The organism is Paenibacillus sp. FSL P4-0184 (assembly GCF_038004625.1).
In the GTDB taxonomy this organism is placed as follows: Bacteria; Bacillota; Bacilli; order Paenibacillales; family Paenibacillaceae; genus Paenibacillus_AQ.
In genome coordinates this window covers 1425773-1449005 of the sequence record NZ_JBBORN010000001.1, presented here as the reverse complement: position 1 = coordinate 1449005, position 23233 = coordinate 1425773, and the positions used below count along the sequence as shown (strand labels likewise).

Genomic DNA, 23233 nt, shown 5'->3' with positions numbered 1-23233 from the left:
AGAGGTTATAAAGGTATGGGGAACGCAAAACTAACCGTAGGGCTGGTGTACGGGGGCAAATCCGGAGAACATGAGGTATCGCTACAGACGGCTTTTGCCGTGATGAACTCATTTGATTACGATAAATATGAGATTATCCCGTTTTATATTTCAAAACAGGGCTTGTGGAAAGTCGGAGAGACGTTATCGGCACCTTATAGTGAGGTAGAGCAGCTCAAGCTTTCAGATGCAACGGAAGATATGGGCACAGCCCTGAATGTAGTATTTAGTGGACTATCCGGTGCGGATAAAGCGGTGGACGTTATGTTCCCACTGCTGCACGGCACGTATGGCGAGGACGGAACAATTCAAGGGTTGTTCGAAATGGCGAATATTCCTTACATTGGGGCTGGTGTTCTTGCCTCTTCGGCAGGGATGGATAAGGTTGTTATGAAGAAGCTATTCGCTGATGCAGGTCTGGATCAGTGTGAATATTGTTATTTTAACATCAGCGCTTGGAAAAGAAAAAGCCATGAGTTGATTGTGGGTGTAGAGGATAAACTGGGATATCCAGTATTCGTAAAGCCTGCTAATCTGGGCTCAAGTGTAGGTATTTCTAAGGCTTCTGATAAGGAAAGTCTTGTAAAAGCTATAGATTTCGCCTTCCGTTATGACACCAAAGTCATTATTGAGGAATTCGTGGATGCTCGTGAGGTAGAGGTCGGTGTGCTCGGAAATGATGAGCCAGAGGCCTCTGTTCCGGGTGAAATCGTTTCTTCTGGAGAATATTATGACTACGCAGCTAAATATACGGACGGTAAATCGCAAATGATGATTCCTGCGCCAGTAGATTCTGAAGTTGCTGATCGTTTGCGGGAGTCCGCGATAACCGCTTTTAGAGCGATTGAGGGTAGCGGGATTACCCGGGCGGATTTCTTCCTGCGGAGATCGGATGGTAAAATTCTAATTAACGAAGTGAATACGATGCCTGGCTTCACTCCTTACAGCATGTATCCGCTATTGTGGCGTGAGACAGGTGTATCCTATAGAGCTCTGTTAGACCGTATGATTGAGTTAGCCTTAGAGCGCTATAATTTCAAACAAGGTCTTAAGTATGACAATGAGTAATTGAAGCTACTAGCGGGTTCATCCCGACTGGAAAGGGGCGACGAAATATGGGTTTTCAAACTGAATTTAATTCCGTCTGTAAGTTCAAGAATGAACAAGAGCTGTACGAGCTGCTGGAGTATGGGCGTACCAAAATGGTGAAGCAGGGCTTTCGCGTGTATCCGACGGGTCAGAAGGTGATTGCCTACACACCTGAGAATGTAGCTGTAGCGATCGTCAAAATCTCAGCCTCGATCGCAGAAATTAATTTTCAGGGGCATGAGGTTACAGCGGTCGAAATGGAACTCGTGCGTAAATTGAATGAAGAAGAATCAAAAGTGCAAACTGCACTAGCAGATGAAATGTTTTTTGGAGCGCAGGGATGATTGTCCGTTTTGGATATGTAGCGATGTCCACCGTTATCAAAGACTGCTCACCATCCAAGACTATGACGATGGCCTCCTTCAAGAAGCTGGATGACCGTGAAGCGGCACTTCGGCGTTTGGAGAACCTCGCTCGGATGAATCTGCACAATACGCTGCGACTAATGAAGCATAATGTGGGTTCGGACATCTTCGTGTACCGTCTCACTTCCAAGTTGATTCCTCTGGCGACGCATCCTGATTTACAGGATTGGAATCCGTTTGCTGCGCTCGCTGAGGAATTCGCGGAAGTGGGGCAATATGTGAAAAAGCATGGGATGCGGGTGTCTTTTCATCCAGATCACTTTACAGTGCTTAGTACACCCCGTCCTGAGGTGCTAGTAAGTTCCATCCGGGATTTGCAGCACCACACGGACATGCTGAATGCCATGGGACTTCCTGCCATAGCGAAGAACAATATTCATATTGGCGGAGCCTATGGGGACAAGCCGGTGGCAGCCAAGCGGTTTGAGAAGCATTTCCGCGAGCTACCAGTAGCGCTGCAGGCACGTATTACGCTGGAGAATGATGATAAGACCTTCACAGCCCCGGAGACACTGGCAGTCTGCCAGAACGTAGGCCTGCCGATGGTGCTGGATATTCACCATCAATGGGTGAATAATGAAGGAGAGCTCCCTTGGGAGCTGTGGCCTGATATTCAGCAGACATGGCGGAGCGAGCTTGCACAGAAGGATGTACCATCTGGAGAGCTTTTCCCGCCTAAGATTCATGTATCTAGTCCGCGCAGTCCGTCTGATCCACGCAGCCATGCAGATGGTGTGGAGCCTGCGCCATTAGTAGCTTTTTTAAAGCGGATAGCTGCAGATACCCCTGCAGTCGATGTTATGATTGAGGCAAAACTAAAAGATGGTGCGTTATTTGGATTGATGGAAGCAATGAAGGAGTTGGCGGATGCCGGTAACGGAATTTCTGTATTAAATGGGGCAAGTGTGAATATCGAACCTTAAACAATGAAAATAAGGCGATAGGTCCCGAATACGGGCCCTATCATGACTTGATATGTAACTTGAAATAGGGTACGTTGAATGAAACTTTATTACGATTAACATTCAAGGGATCATAGAAATGGGTATCCCTTATGGCGGAACTTTGAGAACGTTTTGGCGTATTGAACGGTATTGTGAATAGGATTGCTTTAAATTTCATGCCAATGGCGATTATGTTCAAGGAAGCGGAGTGAAGATATGAGTCCTTTAAAACCAGAGGGTAAGAAAGAACGTGAACCCTATGTAGTAACAAGCAAGGGACATACGGCGGTTGCCATTAATGCTGCTGCCAAAGCAGGAGAATGGATAAAGAGCAGACAGGGCCTGGTGAAGGAACTTAATACAAAGACATCAGCACAGGATCTGGTCACAGAAGTAGATAAAGGCGTTGAACAGATGATCCGCAGGTTGATCCTGACACATTATCCAGATCATGCGATCCTCGGTGAGGAAGGCGTTTCCCCGGGAGCAGCAGCAGCAACCGCTGCATTGGAAGAAGCTCGTGAGCATGAATATCTGTGGATTGTAGATCCTGTAGATGGTACGACTAATTTTGTACACGGATTTCCTTTTTACTGTGTCTCCATTGCTTTAGTGATTCGTGGAGAATTAACAGTGGGTGTAATTTATGATCCGATTCGTGATGAAATGTTCGTTGCTGAAAAAGGTAAGGGAGCCTACATGCATGGTGTTCCTACCGCAGTCTCTACGGAGGACGTTTTTGGAGACAGCTTGATCGCCATGGGCTTTCCACCGGACCGTGAATTTGCGCAACCTGTGAATATGGCAGGACTGCAGAGCGTTCTTCCGCAGATTCGTGGAATTCGTGCAGGAGGCTCGGCTGCTCTACATTTGGCTTATGTGGCAGCAGGTCGGGTAGATGGATATTGGGAAGTAGGCTTAAGCCCTTGGGATTGTGCAGCAGGAGTACTGCTAGTGCTTGAATCAGGGGGCAGAATTACGGATACGCTTGGGCGTCCATACGATATTGGCACTCGTCATATAGTAGCAAGTAATGGTCATATTCACGAATATTTGGTTTCGTCACTGAAGAATGCTGAAGCAACAGGATATAAGCTTTAGGGAGGACGATGCATCATGAGCGAGAAGGATGATCTGGAACGCAAGCTAAGCGAAATGTTGGTTGATGGTGAGATGGAACAGGGTGACCGTAAAGCTAAAGAAATCCGTGAGATCTCTCCGAAGTATGAAATTCGTATCCAGACCACAATGGATCCTATTGTGGAGGAGACGCTGCGGTATCGTAAGATTGGACATGAACTAGACGATCGTTATGATAAATATCTGGAACGTGCCGGGAAAAATTTGAATTCACAAGAGGATTCAAATAAAGAATAAGACATTCGTTTCTAGCTGTGATCATATTAGTGATTTGCAGAGCGGTTTCCCGAATATGGGAGGCCGCTCTTTTGCGTTGCTATCAGGGATGGTAGAATGAGAATTAGAACATTTTGGGAGGGATACGATGCTAAGCAAGTGGAGAAGAATTTTAGCAGCTAGCACAAGCAGTATGCTTTTGTTATCTGTGCTAATTGGCGTAGGTGCCGGATCAGCAAATGCAGCTGACACGTCTACAACACAAGATGCAAGTCAGGATGTCTTTCGCATCGTAGCTCTTGGCGATTCGATTACTGCCGGATACGAGCCGGGAATGACGGATGTGAATACCAAGCCTTACGGTTATGCGGAGCGACTACTGGAGCAGGGGTGGTATCATGGCCGGAGCGAGCTTACCAATTATGGTATTCTTGGATTGACCACTGCTGGATTACGTAATTACACAGGAGCCATCAAGGACGGCTCAGTGATTACTGCTGAAGGTATTCAGTCAGGTCTCCCAGATCCGCGGATAGACCAGTTCGTAAAGTTAACCCCACAGATCGCATCAGAGCTGAAGGAAGCTGATCTGATTACGATTACAATTGGCGGGAATGATGTAAGCCGTCTTTTCTTACAGGTTAAGGAGCTGACAGATACAGATTTCGAATCTCAGCTGGAGCAGAAGCTAGCGGATTACAATACGAATGTGAAGGCGAGTCTTGAGAATATTCGTGCGATAAATCCTCAAGCAACAATTATACTGGCTGACCAATATCAGCCTGCTCCTAAGATCGCTCTTGGTGCGATGTACACTAAATTGATGACCGCAGCAGCGAAATTTACGGATTCGGCAGATCGTGTGGCTGCAAGTATGAATCAAGAGGGAGTAAAGGTAGTAGTAGCTCATGTAGCGGCAAAGTTTGCCGGCTCAGAGGGATCACTCACGCATATTATCGGGGCAGGACAAGCGGATTTTCACCCAACGCAGCTCGGATACGAGACCATTGCAAAAGTATTTGCTGAATTACAATGGGGGGACTACCGCATTCCCACTGTAGCGGCGATGGCTACGGATACTGTACCGATGTCGATTGTTGTAAAGGGTGTAGAGTTAAATACGCCGAATAAGCCCATCCTTAAGAATGGTCAGAACTTCTTGGCGCTTAAAGATATTCTAAATGCCGTAGGCGCTAACGGAAAGTGGGATAATAAGACCTCCAGTGCGACTATTGAATACGGTGGACGGACTGTTGTAATCACGATCGGTAGCAAATTTATTAAGGTGAATGGACAGAATGTAGCCATTGATACCCCTGCTTTTCTGCAAAAGGTAGGCAAAGAAGATAAAACTTATCTTCCCCTTGCCGCATTGGCGACCGGACTTGGATTTGATGTTAATTATAGTAGCAAACTGCGAACGGCTTTCATAAATCCATAAATCTGCATACTATATCATAGGTACTTTAAATTAAGCCCGTAAGGCAAAGGTGGATGGAATATTGTCTAGTTCAAAATTTAGTGCTGAATATATCATCACTATGGATGATATTGTACGGGAAGGTCATCCCGTACTTCGTACCGTAGCTCAACCAGTGGAGCTTCCTCTACATAAGGAGGATCGTGAGACTCTGCAATGTATGCTTCAGTTTCTGAAGAACAGCCAGGACCCGGAGATTTCCGAAGAATACAATTTACGCTCTGGCGTAGGTCTGTCGGCGAATCAAATCGGCCTGTTGAAGCGTATGTTCGTGATGTATTCTACGGACGAGAGAGGGAGGATTGTAGAGCATGCTTGGGTTAATCCTAAGATCATCAGTCACTCACTAACCATGGTGTACTTACCGGAGAGCGAGGGGTGTCTGTCCGTTGATCGGCCGGTGCATGGTTTTGTACCTCGTTATGAATCTGTGAAGGTAAAGGGATATGATCTTGAGGGGAAGGAAGTGGTCCTTAAATTTAAGGGCTACCAAGCCATCATCATCCAGCATGAGATCGATCATCTCGATGGCATCATGTTCTACGACCGAATCAACAAGGAAAATCCATTCAAGCTTCCTCAGGGAGTGGAAATCCGTAACTTGTACGAGTAAAAGAAAATCTCTGAATCATAAAGCGTGTGGTCTTGCAGCATAAAGCTGAGGGGCACATGCTTTTTTTGCTATCTGCAAGATTGAATGATTTCGAATATTTTACAAAATAATCCACAGAAGGTACTATGTAGCTAATGGGTAGGAATTAACTTTATTATCAGAAGGAGGTTATTAAATGGGTTGGGGTAGAATGCCAATAAGAGGCGTGGTCAACGAATATAATGATGAGGTTAAGAAGATTGATGAGCAGATTTTGACTCTGATTCAGGAACGTAAAGCTATAACAGGCAAAAAACGGTTCTCCCCCGAAAGTGAGCTCCTTGAGGAATGGTCAACTAGATTCGAGATGGACACTTCTCAGATTGTACAGTATATACACAGTCTGAATGAGGCTGTGCCCAGACGGAAATATTGGGAAGAGCCCGGTTTACTGCTCGGCGTACTTCCAATTGTGAAGCGGACAGTCCTCGAAGATTGTGAGTATACACTTACACATGCTATGCAGTATGAAACGCTCAGTATAGTTACTGTGGAGATTAAGTATTTAAAAGAAACAGTGGAGCAGGTTTATCTTAAACCGGCTCTAACATTGGAGATTTTGAGCGAGGCAGCCTATGAAATCCAGCAGCATGGAGGTCACGGAGGGGGAGCTCATACACAAATGCAGTTCTTGGTCTCGCCACCGCTGCCAGCGGATCTGGATACGGTTCAATTTGCCTTAATACCCGGAGGAGGCCAAATGTTTCGACCTGCCATGACAGAGATTATATTGGACAAGCAAATTGACTTCGAATAGTGCCTATGCAAAAAAACCTACCACCAGAAGCTTGGTGGTAGGTTTTAGTATGTTTAGTGGCTGTAAATAACGTCTTATTTCTCAGCCGCCATAGCGCGGAATGATTCTTCTGCTGCAATCAGCGTAGCGTCGATATCTGCATCGGTATGTGCTGTCGTTAGGAACCAAGCTTCATATTTCGAAGGGGCGAGATTAATCCCTCGGTTCAACATGTGACGGAAGAAGCTACCGAACAATTCGCCATCTGTATCCTGTGCCTCATCGTAATTCGTAACTGGATGCTTACAGAAATGAGTAGAGAATGAACCACGGATGCGGTTGATCGTCAGTGGAATGCCATGACGGTCAGCAGATTTCTGAAGACCGTCGACAAGGCGGATCGCAAGCCGTTCCATCTCATCGTATACGCCTTCTGCGCTCAGCACTTCCAGACAGGCGATCCCTGCGGAAATGGAAGCAGGATTTCCCGCCATTGTTCCCGCTTGGTATGCCGGTCCTAATGGGGCTACTTGTTCCATCACATGCTTACGTCCGCCGTACGCGCCGATTGGTAGGCCGCCGCCGATGATTTTGCCGAGTGCTGTAAGGTCAGGGGTAATGTCTTCATGGTTATCCAGTCCTGCATATGTCTGTGTGGAACCATAGTGGAAGCGGAAGGCTGTAATGACTTCGTCATAAATAACGAGTGAGCCGTTATCATGAGCCAGCTTGCAGAGCCCTTCGAGGAATCCCGGCTTCGGCATCACCATACCGAAATTACCGACGATCGGTTCAACCATTACAGCGGCGACATCTTCGCCCCATTTTTCTAGTGCCTCTTGCAGGCTTTCCAGATCATTAAAAGGAACAGTAATTACTTCCTGTGCAATACTGCTAGGAACGCCGGCACTATCTGGAATGCCAAGCGTAGAAGGCCCGGATCCTGCTGCTACGAGCACTAGATCAGAGTGGCCGTGATAACAGCCAGCGAATTTTACGATTTTGCTGCGCTTTGTATAAGCACGAGCGACACGAATGGTAGTCATAACCGCTTCTGTGCCGGAATTGACAAACCGGACTTTATCCATAGACGGAATAGCTTCTTTAAGCATTTTAGCAAGCTTAATTTCGAGCTCTGTTGGGGTTCCGTAAAGAACACCATTCTCAGCTGCAGTGGTAATTGCCTTCGTTATATGTGGGTGAGCATGGCCGGTAATGATCGGTCCATAGGCTTGGAGATAGTCGATATATTCATTGCCATCTACATCCCAGAAGTGAGATCCGCTGGCACGTTTCATAAATACAGGTGCTCCGCCTCCAACGGCTTTAAAAGAGCGGGAAGGGCTATTTACACCTCCAACGATATGTTGAAGGGCTTCGTGATAAAGTTGCTCAGATGTGGAACGATTCATAATGTGATCATCCTTTCGATTGTTGGTGCTCATGGCAACGGGCGAACAACGGTGTTTCCGCTGTCCGCCCGTATTATACCATTGCCTGTAGTGTCTACTTGTGAACGTTGCTTGTCAGATCTTTATTGGGTTCCGCTAGTGTTACTACTTGAAGTAGTCCCTGGTGAAGTTGAAGGTGTAGGCGTTGGCTCAGGGCCATTTAAGGTATCCTGAACAAATTCCTTTAATTTCTTCTCACTGCGAATGCCTATAACCTGCGATCCGTCACTTGTAGTTTCCTCTTTGAGCAGATCCATTGGCGGAATTTGCTCACTACCGCCCATGGTACTATCATACCCGACGGTTGCAAGCTTCCACATATCATTTACTGTCAGATTGGTTTCGATATAAGGCGTAACTTGAGACAGGATATTCGGTAGCTTGATTATGGATGTGGTCTTGATCAGCTTGTCAGCCACAACCTTGAGAAATGCACGCTGGCGCTCGGTCCGAGTGAAGTCGGAGGTAGCGTCATGTCGGAAACGTACATATTGCAGAGCTTTATTACCGTCGAGATGCTGATATCCTTTTTTAAGATCAATGTCATACTCGGGACCATCTGCAATGGTCTTGTACACCATATCTTTCTCGACTTCATAATCTACACCACCAACGGCATCTACTAGCTTGATGAATCCTTGGAAGTCCGTGTAGACATAATATTGAATCGGGATGCCGAGCAGATCGCTTACAGTCTGCATCGCCGTGTTAGGTCCATAAATGATAGCTGAATTAATACGTTTTTCGCCGTGATCTGGAATCGGAACGTAAGTGTCTCTAAGAATTGAGAATACGCTGATTTTTTTCTTCACGGGATCAAGTGAGGCGACAAGCATTGTATCAGAACGAGGAATTTCTCCCTTCTTGACACCGCGGGCATCTACGCCCATTAGCAGTATATTAACAGGTTCTGTACCTTCCCACTTTGGAGGCTCTGGCGTGTCAACATCAACGGTCTCAGCATCCTTGAATGGTGAATTCTCGGTGTTCGACATGCTGCCAAGCTCATTGACTATGGAAGTGAAGTAGTAAGTGGCCCCACCGATAATAAGTAGGAGTATAATGGCCAGTATCCAAAGCAGCGGTTTCTTTTTTGACTTATTAGTCTTTGCGTGCCTTTTCTTTCTAGGTGGCATTTCTCGTTCTTCCTTTCGCATTCACATTCTCTACATTATAATTTCTTTTGGGGGTACGCGCAATTCATGCTCGATCCTCCAATATCAAGAAGGAGTGGATATAACTTGAACGTAGTAGCTATTGGACAAAAAGTACCGAATTTCACTCTTCCGTCTTCCAACGGGCAAGAGGTTAGTTTAAGTGATTACCTGGGCCGAAAGGTCATTTTATATTTTTATCCTAAAAATATGACACCAGCCTGTACGCAGGAGGCCTGCGAATTCCGGGACGCCCATGATCAAATTACTACGCTTGGTGCGGTTGTTCTAGGCATCAGTCCAGATCCTTTGGCTTCGCATATGAGATTTACGGAGAAGAACAGTCTACCCTTTCCACTGTTGTCTGATGAGGATCATAAGGTCAGTGAAATGTTCGGTGTATGGCAGCTTAAGAAGCTCTATGGTAGAGAATTCATGGGCATTGTACGTTCTACTTTTCTGATCGATGAGAAGGGGATCTTAGTGGAAGAATGGCGGAAAGTACGAGTGAAGGGTCATGTAGCATCTGCCATAGCAGGGATTTCCAAATCATAAAGTTTGTTAATAACTTTTTGTGAAAGTCTGTTACATTTTTAACAGCTTTCATAAGGTGTTGTCATGATATAGTTTCCTCATAATTGCTTCAAATTTGGAGCAAGACGAGGTGGTGTAGTGATAATGCTGCGTATTGGCCTTGATATCGGATCAACTACTGCGAAAGTGGTTGTTATAGAGCGTAACATTATTGTTTATCAGGACTATGTAAGACATTATAGCGATATAAAAAAAGCAGCCCTCTCTCTTCTATCTGATGTACAGAGCAGATTTCCTGAGAGAGGCGCAGCCCTTACTGTAAGCGGTTCCTCGGGCTTATCTTTATCCAAACTGGGAGGCGTACCGTTCGTTCAGGAGGTGATCGCGTGTACAAAGGCGATTGGCGAGCTGATTCCAGAATGCGATACGGCGATTGAACTGGGTGGTGAGGACGCCAAGATCATCTATCTCCGAGGCGGCATTGAGCAGCGTATGAATACGGCTTGCGCGGGAGGAACGGGAGCATTCATTGATCAGATGGCATCACTGCTACAGACCGACCCAGCGGGCTTAAATGCATTGGCAGAGAAGCATGAGCGAATCTATCCTATCGCTTCACGCTGCGGTGTATTCGCCAAAAGCGATGTGCAGCCGCTATTAAACGAGGGGGCCCGCCGGGAGGACGTGGCGGCTTCAATCTTTCAGAGTATTGTTAATCAGACGATCAGCGGTCTCGCTTGCGGACGTCCGATTCGCGGACGGGTGGCTTTCCTTGGCGGACCGCTAACCTTCCTGCCAGCCCTGCGTCAGCGTTTTGCGGAGACGCTTGAACTTGCGGAGTCAGATATTCTTTTCCCCGAGCGGTCGCAGTATTTCGTAGCGATTGGATCAGCACTCTCTGAAGCGGATCCTACTATTTTGCCGCTTTCAGGCTGGATCGCGCGAATAGCGGCTGTGGATTTTACAGCGGATCGGGCAGCGGATGCTGAATTACCACCGCTGTTTGAGAACCCCGAAGAGCTTGCTGCGTTCCGTCAGCGCCATGGTAAAGCTTCTGCTGCCAGATCAGACCTGGCTGTGTATCGTGGCCCTTGTTATCTGGGGATCGATGCGGGGTCAACAACAACCAAACTCGTATTGACCGGCTCTGCTGACGAAATTCTACATACCTTTTATGGCAGCAACAAGGGGAATCCCTTGTATTCTGTCAGTGAGGCACTGAAGGAAATGTATCGGGTTCTACCGGAAGGCTGTTATATTGCAGGTTCTTATGTAACAGGTTATGGAGAGGGGTTAATCAAAGCCGCTTTATGGACGGACGGCGGTGAAGTGGAGACGGTTGCTCATTACAAGGCCGCATCTAAGTTCATGCCGGAAGTAGACTTTATTCTGGATATCGGCGGACAGGACATGAAATGCATCAAGATCCGCGGCGGTGCTATCGACAGTCTAATGCTCAATGAAGCCTGTTCGGCAGGCTGCGGCTCTTTTCTGGAGAGCTTTGCTTCTGCGCTCGGATTAGGTATCGAGGAGTTTGCCAAGTCAGCGCTGGAAGCGGTCAAACCGGTTAATTTGGGTTCCCGCTGTACGGTATTCATGAATTCTAAAGTGAAGCAGGTTCAGAAGGAAGGTGCGTCGCTGGCTGATCTTTCGGCAGGTCTTGCCTATTCCGTGATTAAGAATGCCCTGCAAAAAGTAATTAAAATTCGCAACCCTGAGGATTTAGGGCGGAATATTATTGTTCAGGGCGGCACCTTCTATAACGAAGCCGTATTGCGGGCCTTTGAGCGCCTAACGGGGAGAACGGTAGTCAGACCGGATATTGCTGGCGTTATGGGAGCGTACGGTTGTGCACTGATTGCCCGTGAGCAAGCAGGGGCTGACGGAAAAAGTACACTGCTTGGACCGGAGGAAATAGCCAACTTTAAGTACGAGGTATCTTCAGGTCGCTGTGGCCGCTGTGGAAATAACTGTGCGTTAACGATCAGTCGGTTTCCGGACAAGAGCTTCTACGTTACAGGCAATCGCTGCGAGCGTGGTGCAGGAGGCAGGAAAGAGAAGAATGTACTGCCAAATTTGATGCAGTATAAGTATGAACGTTTCTTTGACTATGAAGCATTACCTGAGGCAGGTGCAGCACGGGGCACTGTCGGTATTCCACGTACGATGAATATGTTCGAGAATTACCCGTTCTGGCACACTTTTTTCACCAAACTTGGCTACCGGGTAATTCTCTCTCCTAAATCAAGCAAGAAGCTTTACGAAAGTGGGATGGATACGATTCCTTCAGAATCGATCTGCTATCCTGCAAAGATGGCGCACGGACATGTGCAGAGCTTGATCGGTAAAGGCGTCGATTTTATTTTTTATCCTGCCGTAGTGTATGAGAAGAAGGAAGATGAAGCAGCGGATAATCATTTCAATTGTCCGGTGGTCGCCTCTTACCCTGAGGTTATTCGCAACAATATGGATGGGCTAAAGGATAATGGAATCACGCTGGTCAGCCCGTTTCTGACCTTCGACGATAGATCTGCGCTGACTAAGGGGCTCGTGAAGACATTTACAGGGATTCCGAGAGAAGAGATTGCGAATGCTGTGCAGGCAGGACTTGCTGAAGCTGATCGCGCCAAAAGTGATGTGCGTACCAAAGGTGAAGAGACGCTTGCGTATCTTGCCAGCACTGGGAACAAGGGAATACTTCTCTGTGGTCACCCTTATCATGCGGATCCTGAAATTAATCACGGCATTGCAGATATGATTACCGGTATGGGACTCGCCGTGCTGACAGAAGATTCTGTCTGCCATCTGGACCGAAGTGAAGGGGATGTGGCGGTAGTTAATCAGTGGACCTATCATGCCCGAATGTACCGCGCAGCCCGCCTTGCCGCAGTCCGAACCGACCTGGAGCTTGTTCAATTGACTTCCTTCGGTTGTGGGATTGATGCGATCACCTGTGATGCCGTACAAGACATTATGGAAAGGCATAACAAAGTATATACGCTGATCAAAATCGATGAGATTAGCAACCTTGGCGCTGCGCGCATTCGGCTGCGTTCACTGCTGGCAGCGATGCGCGAACGGGAAAAAGGAAAGGTGCTGCCACAGAAGCCGCCTAAAATACAGGCTAATGTAGCATTCACGAAGGAAATGAAAGAAACGTACACGATCCTTGCGCCACAGATGTCGCCCATTCATTTTGAATTGTTTGAACAGGTCTTCCGCGATGCGGGATACCGTCTCAAGATCCTTGAAACCACTGGACCTGAAGAGACGGAAGAGGGCCTTAGATACGTTAACAATGATGCATGTTATCCCGCTATTGTAACGATAGGGCAGATTCTGTCGGCACTGAAGAGTGGGGACTATGATCCGAATCGTACCGCTGTAATCATGTCACAGACGGGCGGTGGCTGCCGGGCGACGAATTATATTTCTTTGCTCCGCAAAGCCTTAAAGGATTCAGACCTTGAACAAATTCCTGTGATTTCGCTGAATGCTTCTGGAATGGAGAACCAGCCAGGCTTCCGAATCAGTCTTAAGCTGGCAAATCGGCTGATCGCTGCGGCTTGCTATGGTGATCTAATGATGCGGTTGCTAAATCATTTTAGGCCGTATGAGGTCGTTCCAGAGAGTGCTGAGCGTTTATTCCGTAAGGGGATGGAGCGCTGTAAGGTCAGCCTAGTCAACTTCTCGTTCCGAGAATATAAACGTCTGATTCGTGAAATTGTAGCCGATTTTTGTAAGCTGCCCGTTACAGGTGCTACTAAACCAAGAGTAGGCATTGTTGGAGAGATCCTGATTAAATTTCATCCGGACGCCAACAACCGCATCATCGAGATGATTGAGGCAGAGGGCGGAGAAGCGGTAATGCCAGACTTCTTAGATTTCATCTTTTATTGCGTGTATAATCCGATCTACAAAGCCGAACAATTCGGCAAAAGTAAACGGCTAGGATATATTAATCCGATGTTGATCTCCTATCTGGAGATTTATCGCAAGCCGATAAAGGTAGCTCTTGAGGATGCCGGACTGGCTAAAGGACGGGAAAATATTTATGGTCTTGCTGAGAAGGCCAGCCGACTGGTATCCGTAGGAAATCAGATGGGTGAGGGATGGTTCCTGACTGCAGAAATGATGGATCTGCTTGATAATGGTGTGAATAATATTGCTTGTATTCAACCGTTCGCCTGCTTGCCCAATCATATTACCGGGCGTGGGATGATTAAGGGTCTTAAGGAGTTGTATCCCGGCGCAAATATCGTCGCCATTGATTATGATGCTGGAGTTAGTGTAGTTAACCAAGCGAATCGAATCAAGCTGATGATGTCGATTGCTAGCAGTCAGGAAGGGAATGCTGTGTCTGATTTAGAAGCATCACTTAAACCGCTACAGCAGCCCCTACTTGAAGGCTCCTACAGTTTGACCTGAGCTTAAAAAGGTAACATATAGACGAAGTGCCTATAAAAAGCGGACCAAGAATTCACTTGATCCGCTTTTTTGTGCTGATTATTAGTTTGTTGAAGGAGAGCTGGCTACGCCTCTCCACCGTTTCAGATGAGGCAGCTGTTCGGCGAGTAATTTGCGGGCGACAGCCTCATCCATTCCTTCTTGAACCAAGTAGCCTGTACAAATGTCAGACATTTCTTGCAGCGTAATATCAGGCTGTTTAAATGCTCCATCTTCGTAGCAGTATACACAATAATCCTCGATCTTTTGCCCTTCCTTGTTCGTTCCAAGTAAATCTTCCGTAGGCATAGGCATCCCACAGCTTTGACAAAATTTCGGTTCGCCTTGCATTTGCTCTACATGCTCTTGATTCATATACAGCACTCCTTTTAAAAGTATGCGAAGCTTATGAGCACTCGCTTTAAGTACATTATAGAACTATGAATCTGACGACATACCGTCAGGTTTAAAGCGAGGTTGCATATTTTTTGGCAACCCCAAGAGCCAACTCTCCAAGCTTCTGACGAATATGTTCCGGCTCTAGCACTTCTAAAGCCGTTCCGAAGCTGAGCAAGAAACCATAGAGCCATCCGTCCTCGGGATAATGGATGGACACGTTATATCCACCATGTCCGTCCGGTTGAAGCTCAGTGGAGTCAAAGCGATCTTCCGCTAGATGTCTGCCTTCAGCTGTGAAGTGCAGAAGGATTGGCGACACTACTGAGGCAGAAGTCACTCGCTGATAATCAGTGCTCCAGGGCAGCTCATGCATGTCCCTATCTTCTCTAATGAATTCCCGTTTTTCTTTAACGAGTCCTTTCATACGATGCAGCTTGAATAATCTGAAATCCTGGCGTTGCAGACAGTAACCATACAAGTACCATGCTTGTCCTTTTAAGACTAAAGTATAGGGCTCGACAGAACGCTGACTGGACTGCCCCTCGGCATTGACATAATCAAAGGCCACAGTTCTGTTTTCTTCCAGCGCCTCTTTTAGAGTTGCAATCTTCTCTTCTAGGATAGGCTGAAGACCCCAAGGAGAGAAATCGATGATAAGCTGGGTCGTTTTGCTTCGGAAAGCGGCGGTCTGTGAGGGCGGGATTACGCTACTGATCTTCTCCATGAGCAGAGTATGTTCAGTTCCGCCATAAGAGGAGACGCTTTGTAGAGCGGAGAAAATATCAGCCAGCTCGCGGTCGGTCAATACATTGCGGTCTAACCGGTAGCCTTCCATAAGGCCGATTCCACCACCCGATCCCTGATAGGTGACGATAGGAATTCCAGCCCCATTAATACTTTCAATATCACGGTAAATGGTACGCACGGACACTTCGAACATGTCGGCGAGCTCCTTCGCCTGAATGAGACGCCGGTTCATTAGTAGAATGACGATAGAGAGCAATCGATCAATTTTCAAAAGGTAGAGCCCTCCTTTTCGGATAAATTCGTTATGTAATGATGTACTACATCTTAGCAAATTCTTGAAAATAAAGCATTGTCATAAAATAATAATTCGATTAACATCTAATTAGATGTTCATATAAATAGATGAAGTGAGGTTTACGATAATGGGTAACCAAACAGCTATTGCAATTTTTAAAGCTCAAAAGGGATATTCACGTCTGTTCACAGCCGGACTAATCAATGGAATCGGTGATCGTTTTACTAGTGTTGCCGTGCTGGCATTGGTGCTGCAATTAACGGGGTCAGGGATGGCTGTGGGGATATCGCTAGGTGTGCGGCTGCTTCCTTATTTGTTTCTGGCACCGCTTGGAGGTGTACTTGGCAGTAAATTTCCTCGTAAATACATTATGATCGCTACGGATGTGCTTAGGGTTCCGGTTGCACTAACCTTTTTGTGGGTAGATGGGGAAGATAAGCTATGGCTGTTATATATAGCGAGTTTTTTGCTGGCGGCGGGGGAAGCGATCTACAGTCCTGTTCGTAAATCCTCCATTCCTTTGTTGGTGGCCAAAGACTCTTTACTGACCGTTAATGGACTAGAGCAGCTTATGAGTGGCTGTGTACTTATAGTGGGTGCATTAAGTGGGGGTGTAGTTTCGATGTGGTTCGGCCCAGAGGCAGCATTCGTGATGAATGCAATATCCTTTATGGTCGCAGCGCTCTTAATCTTCGGTATCGATATTCCACAAAATACTAATAGGGTAAATGAGGATAAGAGAAAGATAGATTCTCCGGATAAACTCAAAACTAAAGTAGACCGTCAGCAAAAGACAAGTAAAATGCGTGCGCTGTGGATTTTAATCAGCGGGAGTATCACGTTACAGGTTATTTTCGGGTATGAGCTGCTTGTTCTGATGCTGAATGGTCTGGATAATGTACTGATTAGTGTATATGCAGTACAGGAATTTGAAGCGGGAGATATAGGAGTAGGGGCTTTTTATGCAGCGCTCGGAATCGGGCTTAGTCTCAGCTTTTTTGCCGGACGATATGTAACAAAAGGGCTACTGGGTGTTGCGATTGGTGGGCTTATGATCGAAGGATTACTGCTGATGAGCATCAGTGTTAGCAATCATTTTACGATGGTTTTTATGTTATATATTTTATTATCTTTTGCCGGAGGGACGGGGAATGCTTGCCTGGATACACTGGTTATGCGAGAGACGCCTTCTGCTATGCAACCTGTTATTTTTGGACTCTTGTCGGCAGTAGGAAATACGCTGCTTGGGTTATCCATGCTGATCGCGGGGTGGTTATTAGAATGGATGGAGCCTCGGGCGCTGGGTTTTGCTGGGGGAGCAGGGTTCTCTATAATTGCTATACTGTTGGCAGGGTATGCGTTGATACGTAGTAAAAAGAGCGGTGAATTCACCGCTCCTTGGAAGGTTTTTTAATCTGGGCCTGAATCCGAGTGGCAGCTTTGCCAGGGAAGAGGCGGGCACCTATGTTTTTGCGATAACGGTAAATGATCACAAGAGCTGCTATTACTGCACCACCAGAGATAATCCAAAGCGCATATGACTCGAACAAATGGAAGATGCCCATCCACTGTGGACCAAACACCTTTCCGATGCTAAGAAACAGTACTACCCAGAATATGGCTCCACTATAAGCATATAGGGCGAATTTACGGAAGGGAAGCGCGATAATACCAGCAAAATAACCTGTAAAGTGCCGTACCCCTGGAATGAAATAACCGATAAAAATTAGAAAGCTTCCGTATTTCTCAAACCATTTCTGTGTTTTTTCTAGCTTAGTAGGTGAGAATAGAAACCATTTTCCATATCGCTGGATAAAGGGCATACCGGCTTTTAATCCGACAAAATAGGTGAGGGTCATCCCAGCTGTGGTGCCTGCAAAAGCAACTACAATTAGCGTAAAGAAATCAAGTCTCCCAGTATAGGAAAGGAAACCGGCAAACGCCATAGTGGTCTCTCCGGGAAAGGGCAGGGCAACGAACTCGAGAAGTAATCCAAAGAATAATACGCTATATCCATATTTGGTGAATAATTCTTGTATAAAACTCAGCATTTCCATAAGATTGTCACTCTCCAAGAGGCAGTTGCCTTATTCTATTTTACAGCTTGTCTTCATACAATCTACCAAATGGCTTTTAAGCCAATAGAATGCTGGAGGTAGAGAAGATGAAGGGTAATAAAAGCGCACACAGCCGCCGAAAGTTGATAAGCGGATTGCTCGTTATGGTTGTAATATTCATCGTAATGCTCGGATGGAGTATAGGGAAAAACTTGAATTCATGGGAGCTCCGATCCTTGCAGCCCGCTAGCGCGGAGTCTGTATCTGTTAAGAATAAGCTTACCACAGCGACGATGCAAGATTTGCCATCTGCAGTAGAACCACTCGCTTCTGCATCTCCGGAAGTTCACTCCTCTTTAAGTGCGGTCCTTACTGTGACTCAACTCCCTCAAGCAATATCCAAGGTTTCGACAACGAGTTCTGCAATCACAGCAGCCAAAAAATCTAAAAAAACAGTCTATATTACATTTGACGACGGACCTAGCGATAACACCTTCAATGTACTTGAAATTTTACATCAGGAAGGTGTGAAGGCAACCTTTTTTGTTCTTGGTAATCAAGCGAAAAGCCATCCTGAGCTCATCGACTCCATATGGGAACAGGGCCATGCGATTGGCAATCATACCTATAATCATAATTACCATGATTTATATAGTGAATTCACGGAATTTTGGAATCAAATTAAACAGACTGAAGAGATTGTTCAGGGGATTACAGGGGTTCGGCCACAGCTTATCCGCGCCCCAGGTGGAACCTATGATCATTTTGATAATACCTATTTCAATTTATTGAAGCAAGCAGGTTATAAGGTGATGGATTGGACGGTGGATAGCGGCGATTCTAAACGGAAAGGCGTGCCAGCCTCAGAAATTCTGAAGGAATCCACAATGGATATGAAGTCTTCCCAGGTTATTTTGCTGCTACATGATGGTGGCGGTCATCAAGAGAGCGTCAAAGCGCTGCCGGACATTATTGCACGCTATAAGGCGGCTGGATATGACTTTGGCTTATTGGATGAAACGGTAGAACCTGTACAATTTAGAGTCTCTTCAAAAGCCACTAATTTGGGGCGGGAAAAGCCTTCAGAAGCTTGGGTCGCCTCAAATATCACACCGAATGCGGAGCTCTTTGCGCCTGGAAAGCCATTGATTCTGGAGGTCGGAAAGCTGGAGACGAAGCTGAATCCCGGGGAATATTCCGTGCGAAATGGACAGTATATGGTTCCGCTTCGTGCTGTAATTGAACGGCTTGGAGGGCGAGTTAGCTGGGATGTGAATAGCCGAAGTGGAGAAATAGATTGGAACGGGAAAGCGATCATTGCCGATGTAATGAACAAACAATTGATTCTAAACCATCCTGATAACGGTCAAAAGACAATCGATGCGAGGGTAGAAATGATTGGTGGATCGATCTGGGTATCGCTACGAGAACTGCTGGAGACAACAGGTCATCCTCCGCTTAATATAAGCGTTACTGAAGTAGAACGCCGAGTAAAAACATTCTGAAAGAAGAGCTGAGGCTGTCTAGTAAAAAGAAAAAACAAATGTCTGGGCACCCTTTTTCATGGGAAGAATAGATAGTAATAAGTTCCTGAGCTGGGAACAAGTCTATGACCAAAGGATGGGTGTCCCATTGTCCTCTTCATCACTAATTGATCAATTGAAGAAAGATGCCGGAAGTGTCAAAAGCTTCTCTTATCCGCGTAGCCGAAGTGCTCTGATGGAATGGTTAAGGATGCTGACTGTGGCTGGAATTATAGGTGCTTTATATGTTTGGCGAGGAGGTCCGTCTTTGCTGTTTCTCCTGATCGTTGTTGGAGTTATTATGCTCGGTGGACTTATGCTTCAGCTATCTGGTCCACGGACGATTAAGCTAGTTCGTACAATTACTCCTGCGAGACCGATGGCTGGAAATACACTTCATGTGAAGGTACAGCTGAGCTTCTCTTCTCGGTTGCCTCTCCCTTGGATGACCATTGCCGATTATTGGGGTGATAGCCATCATCAGAAGCTGCTATTTCCTGGATTCAAACGTTCTTTTTCATACACATACACGATTGAAAATTTATCTCGCGGCAATCATCATCTGCTGGGCTGTAGAGTAACTTGGGGAGATTTTCCGGGGTGGTTCACGGGAAGATCTGAACCGGATGGAGGACAGAGTTTTAAGGTGCTGCCAGCGCCTTTATACTTTGGTGGAACTGTACCAGATAGCGGATTTATGACGGGTGACACCTTGTATTCTAGACGGGGAAGAAGCATCAGTGATGAGGCTTTGGAATCCAGGGATTATGAGCCAGGAGATCCACTTAGCCGAATTCATTGGAAGAATAGTGCAAGAACGGGAGCGCTGCAGAGCAAAGTTCCAGAACGGGAAAAGGCAAGAATGACCTGTATCGTATTGGCTAATGACCCGCTCAGCTACGAGGTTCCTACAGATGCGCTTAAACCTCGTGGGAGCCGAGACGATTCGCCTCCGGCATTTGAGAAAGCGGTGTCGACAGCGATGGGGCTGATGCTCTCCGCTGAGCGAACAGGCACTTATGTTCAGTTGTTTAGCGGCGGTTGGCCAGAAGGTATGGCTAGACATGAAGGGCTGGGTAAAATCCCAGGGAGAGTGCTGGATATTCTAACTGAAATTTCCCTGGATGGCACTAGAAACCTGTCGCTGCTGCTTGATGATGCTTCCCGAGGCTGGATTCCGGGGATGACAGTAGCCATTATCACGGGACGACTAGAAGAGGAATCTGCCAAGGTGATTGCCAAGTTCTTGATGCAAGGTGTGAAGGTGGAGCTTTATTATGCTTGGGACCAATCAGCACCGAAGCAAGGGGAGGCTCGCCAGCCTGGAAGGGGAACTGTCGGAGATAGTTTGGCTCGTCTTGGAGCACGAATGTTTTGTCTGGATGATGCATTGCCAGCATTCAGATTCAGGGAGGTAGAGTTCCATGAATCATCCGGAAAACCAACACTACGGTAAGGGAAAATCGGGTGATACAGAACTGGCTATGAATGGCTTTCAGTTCAACTTAGGGCAAATAGAGAACAGACATGCCGGTAAGCAGAGAAAAGTGCCTCTGTACTATCGTTTGCTGTTCTCTTTGGCCATTATGGGGCTATTTATTGAATGGTTACTCCCTTTATATAGGTCTGCTTTATTAGAGGATACCTCCAAGATGCTACAAGTTCTAATGGTATTGGCGGCAGTGTTGCTGTTATGGGGGATATTTCAGATTCCGGGGTGGCTACTGCTAAGTATTCAATTTCTTATTACTGTTTCAGCATGGCTTTACTTATGCAGTGGGGGCGAAGGCATAGGGTGGTTAGGGATTTATGCGGACGAAATTCCGAATGATCTTATTCTGCTTCTTTCTGGACATGTTTCTCAGTTAAGCGAGATCAGCAGGCTTTTGATATTGATTGTAGGTTGGGGGCTATTGGTATCCTCAGTACAGCAGCTTGCACTCTTCCGAGGGAGTACAGTACTATTCACAGCAGTTACAATCATTTACTTGCTGATCTTGGATATGGGCTTTGACGTCAATACCACAATGGATATTGTGATATCAATGGGTCTTATTTTTTGGATGCACGCGATGAGTGGTCTCCTGCGTCTTCAAGAACGTGAGGGAGCTACTACACTGCCTTATGCGCGTTGGGGAGGGCTGACTTTGGCGACAGCCATTGTCGTGATGGCAACAGCATGGTTTGGTGGGCAGTTGTTGGGGGCAAGACCAACCAGCGAGCTTACGTTGCAATCGACATTTCAGAAGCTGCAGACTTGGGCTTCAGGCCATTTGCCAGAAGATGAGGCGTCTAATGCTTCAGGAACAACAGGGTATAGTTCGAATGACGGTGAACTCGGTGCCCCGTTATCCCGCAATACTGAACCAGTCTTTACAGCTATAACTAGCGAGCGTACTTACTGGCGAGGTGAGAGCATTGCTTACTATGATGGTCGCCGATGGATCAGGGGGGGCGAAGAATTTATGCCGCTTAATCTGTCTGGTATTCCAAAGAATCCTTCATTGATGCTAAGCGGTGAAACTAGGAAACGAACACTTCAACAGCGGATACAATTTGCCACCCCTTCTTCCGGGGGAATTCCTTTATTCAATGCGGGAATAATAACTGATGTTGAGTCGGTTGAACTCTTGGGCGGAAGTAAATTGGGATATGTGCTGTCTAACATAGACAGAGAGAGTTTTCGTCTGCCTGATTCAATAGGCTCTGCACGGATCACAGAATATTCAGTGGAGTCCTTACTTCCTGAGAGCGATCCAGTACTGCTTCGTGGTTTGAGTAGTAGCGATCCCCAGGAAATTATGGGCAAGTATTTGCAATTGCCAGATTTGTTACCCGTACGAGTGAGAGATCTGGCAGAGATGCTTACAGCTTCTTCAGGTAACCGCTATGACTCCGTAACTGCCATTAAGGATTACTTACAACATGGATATTCCTATACGTTGAACACAACGGTTCCACCATCCGGATCTGATTTTGTAGATCACTTTTTATTTGAGACAAAACAAGGCTACTGTGTTCATTTTGCAACAGCTATGACCGTACTGCTGCGCAGTGCAGGAATTCCTGCTCGTTATGTCCAAGGCTTTGGGCCTGGGACCTTGCAGGACGATACTATGCCGGCGAAGTATTTAGTCACCCAGGGCGATGCCCATGCTTGGGTGGAGGTCTATTTCGCCGGCGCCGGTTGGGTCCCATTCGACCCAACGCCTGGCCCCGCCCTTGCCGCGGGCTTCGCCGCGCCGGCGCTGCCTGCGGCAGCCTCGCTCGCGCCGCAAGCTGCGCGAAGCGCGGGCTTGCCCGCCCTGCCGATGGCGGGCGGGACCTCTGCCGCGCCGCTCGCTGCCGCGGCGCTGCTTCCCGCCGCCGCTTGGCGCTGGCGGCGTAGCCTGGCTCTGCTGCTGGCCGCGCGCAGCGCCAGCAGCATGAGCCGCGAGAGGCAGCTGCGCGCTGCCTCTCTAGCTTGGCACGGGCTGGCGGAGCGGTATGGACCGCCGCCGCCCGGTGTCACTGGCAGGGAGTATGTGGACTCCCTGCAGATTTACGATGCCGGACTAAGCGAAGCCGTCCGGCAGTTCGTACGCCAGTGGGAGATCCTGGCGTACGCGCCTGCGACTTCAGCCATCGTCGCGGCCGATCCCGCGAACGAAATGCCTGCAACGTCTAGAATGTCAGCATGGTCTATGATATCTGCAATCCCTGCAATGTCTGCGGCGCCAGCATCACCTGCAGAGATCAGCGAGCTTACTACTCATAATGCGTCCGCGTTTATACGTGAATGCCTGATCATCACCTTCCGGTTAACTTAATCGGTCAGAACAGCTGATGCTGCTATACAATTCCTTCCATGGAAAGGAATGTTCTTCATGAAGTTTAACTCTCTCCTATTATGAGAAGTGTGTTCTG

At 47.1% G+C, this 23233-nt stretch carries 19 protein-coding genes; 14 read left to right on the top strand and 5 right to left on the bottom strand.

Annotated elements, in window-relative coordinates; genetic code table 11:
* Window positions 1-15: 15 nt before the first annotated feature.
* From MKY52_RS06130 to MKY52_RS06095, 8 genes are all read left to right on the top strand, one after another.
* A complete protein-coding gene (locus MKY52_RS06130; protein WP_076285873.1) occupies window positions 16-1107 on the top strand; it encodes a D-alanine--D-alanine ligase in 1092 nt (363 codons plus the stop codon).
* 47 nt (window positions 1108-1154) lie between these two features.
* Window positions 1155-1472: a hypothetical protein gene (locus MKY52_RS06125; RefSeq protein WP_042123954.1), complete on the top strand. Its 318-nt coding sequence runs from the start codon at window positions 1155-1157 to the stop codon at window positions 1470-1472.
* Window positions 1469-2476, top strand: a complete 1008-nt coding sequence (gene uvsE / locus MKY52_RS06120; RefSeq protein WP_341050420.1) for a UV DNA damage repair endonuclease UvsE — start codon at window positions 1469-1471, stop codon at window positions 2474-2476. Before MKY52_RS06125 ends, uvsE begins: the two co-directional genes overlap by 4 nt.
* A 237-nt stretch (window positions 2477-2713) precedes the next feature.
* Window positions 2714-3598 carry an inositol monophosphatase family protein gene (locus MKY52_RS06115; RefSeq protein ID WP_076285871.1) on the top strand — a complete coding sequence of 295 codons (885 nt, stop codon included), beginning with the start codon at window positions 2714-2716 and terminating at the stop codon, window positions 3596-3598.
* 15 nt (window positions 3599-3613) lie between these two features.
* Window positions 3614-3874, top strand: a complete 261-nt coding sequence (locus tag MKY52_RS06110; RefSeq protein ID WP_341050419.1) for a hypothetical protein — start codon at window positions 3614-3616, stop codon at window positions 3872-3874.
* 127 nt (window positions 3875-4001) lie between these two features.
* A complete protein-coding gene (locus MKY52_RS06105) occupies window positions 4002-5294 on the top strand; it encodes a stalk domain-containing protein (protein WP_341050418.1) in 1293 nt (430 codons plus the stop codon).
* Window positions 5295-5394: 100 nt separating this feature from the next.
* Window positions 5395-5946 carry a peptide deformylase gene (gene def, locus MKY52_RS06100; protein ID WP_076285953.1) on the top strand — a complete coding sequence of 184 codons (552 nt, stop codon included), beginning with the start codon at window positions 5395-5397 and terminating at the stop codon, window positions 5944-5946.
* Between the two features lie 175 nt (window positions 5947-6121).
* Entirely contained in the window at window positions 6122-6742 is a 621-nt protein-coding gene (locus tag MKY52_RS06095) for a hypothetical protein (RefSeq protein WP_341050417.1), read from the top strand.
* A 74-nt stretch (window positions 6743-6816) separates the two neighbouring features.
* On the opposite strand, the gene MKY52_RS06090 is transcribed toward MKY52_RS06095, so the two are convergent.
* On the bottom strand, window positions 6817-8133 hold the full coding sequence (locus MKY52_RS06090; protein ID WP_341050416.1) for a glutamate-1-semialdehyde 2,1-aminomutase: 1317 nt from the start codon (window positions 8131-8133) through the stop codon (window positions 6817-6819).
* A gap of 122 nt (window positions 8134-8255) precedes the next feature.
* Window positions 8256-9308: an LCP family protein gene (locus tag MKY52_RS06085; RefSeq protein WP_341050415.1), complete on the bottom strand. Its 1053-nt coding sequence runs from the start codon at window positions 9306-9308 to the stop codon at window positions 8256-8258.
* A 105-nt stretch (window positions 9309-9413) separates the two neighbouring features.
* On the opposite strand from MKY52_RS06085, the gene bcp reads away from it, so the two are divergent.
* Together bcp and MKY52_RS06075 are read left to right on the top strand one after the other, a co-directional pair.
* Complete coding sequence (gene bcp / locus MKY52_RS06080; protein ID WP_445670982.1) at window positions 9414-9881, top strand: thioredoxin-dependent thiol peroxidase; 468 nt, start codon at window positions 9414-9416, stop codon at window positions 9879-9881.
* Between the two features lie 123 nt (window positions 9882-10004).
* Window positions 10005-14288, top strand: a complete 4284-nt coding sequence (locus tag MKY52_RS06075; RefSeq protein ID WP_341050412.1) for an acyl-CoA dehydratase activase-related protein — start codon at window positions 10005-10007, stop codon at window positions 14286-14288.
* Between the two features lie 81 nt (window positions 14289-14369).
* On the opposite strand, the gene MKY52_RS06070 is transcribed toward MKY52_RS06075, so the two are convergent.
* Window positions 14370-14681 carry a zinc ribbon domain-containing protein gene (locus tag MKY52_RS06070; RefSeq protein WP_341050411.1) on the bottom strand — a complete coding sequence of 104 codons (312 nt, stop codon included), beginning with the start codon at window positions 14679-14681 and terminating at the stop codon, window positions 14370-14372.
* A 91-nt stretch (window positions 14682-14772) separates the two neighbouring features.
* Window positions 14773-15723, bottom strand: a complete 951-nt coding sequence (locus tag MKY52_RS06065; protein WP_076301085.1) for a helix-turn-helix transcriptional regulator — start codon at window positions 15721-15723, stop codon at window positions 14773-14775.
* A gap of 151 nt (window positions 15724-15874) precedes the next feature.
* Between MKY52_RS06065 and MKY52_RS06060 the strand changes: the two genes are divergently transcribed.
* On the top strand, window positions 15875-17161 hold the full coding sequence (locus MKY52_RS06060; RefSeq protein ID WP_341050410.1) for an MFS transporter: 1287 nt from the start codon (window positions 15875-15877) through the stop codon (window positions 17159-17161).
* Here the strand turns inward: MKY52_RS06060 and MKY52_RS06055 are convergent.
* On the bottom strand, window positions 17136-17804 hold the full coding sequence (locus tag MKY52_RS06055; protein ID WP_341050409.1) for a DedA family protein: 669 nt from the start codon (window positions 17802-17804) through the stop codon (window positions 17136-17138). The genes MKY52_RS06060 and MKY52_RS06055 overlap by 26 nt on opposite strands.
* A 107-nt stretch (window positions 17805-17911) precedes the next feature.
* Between MKY52_RS06055 and MKY52_RS06050 the strand changes: the two genes are divergently transcribed.
* The 3 genes from MKY52_RS06050 to MKY52_RS06040 are packed head-to-tail and all read left to right on the top strand — an operon-like array spanning window position 17912 to window position 23136.
* Window positions 17912-19309 (top strand): polysaccharide deacetylase, encoded by a 1398-nt coding sequence (locus MKY52_RS06050; RefSeq protein WP_341050407.1) that lies wholly within the window; start codon window positions 17912-17914, stop codon window positions 19307-19309.
* 58 nt (window positions 19310-19367) lie between these two features.
* A complete protein-coding gene (locus tag MKY52_RS06045) occupies window positions 19368-20783 on the top strand; it encodes a DUF58 domain-containing protein (RefSeq protein ID WP_341050406.1) in 1416 nt (471 codons plus the stop codon).
* The gene (locus tag MKY52_RS06040) at window positions 20752-23136 is read left to right on the top strand and encodes a DUF4129 domain-containing transglutaminase family protein (protein ID WP_341050405.1); all 2385 of its coding nucleotides are present in this window, start codon (window positions 20752-20754) and stop codon (window positions 23134-23136) included. The genes MKY52_RS06045 and MKY52_RS06040 overlap by 32 nt, the downstream gene beginning before the upstream one ends.
* Window positions 23137-23233: the final 97 nt, after the last annotated feature.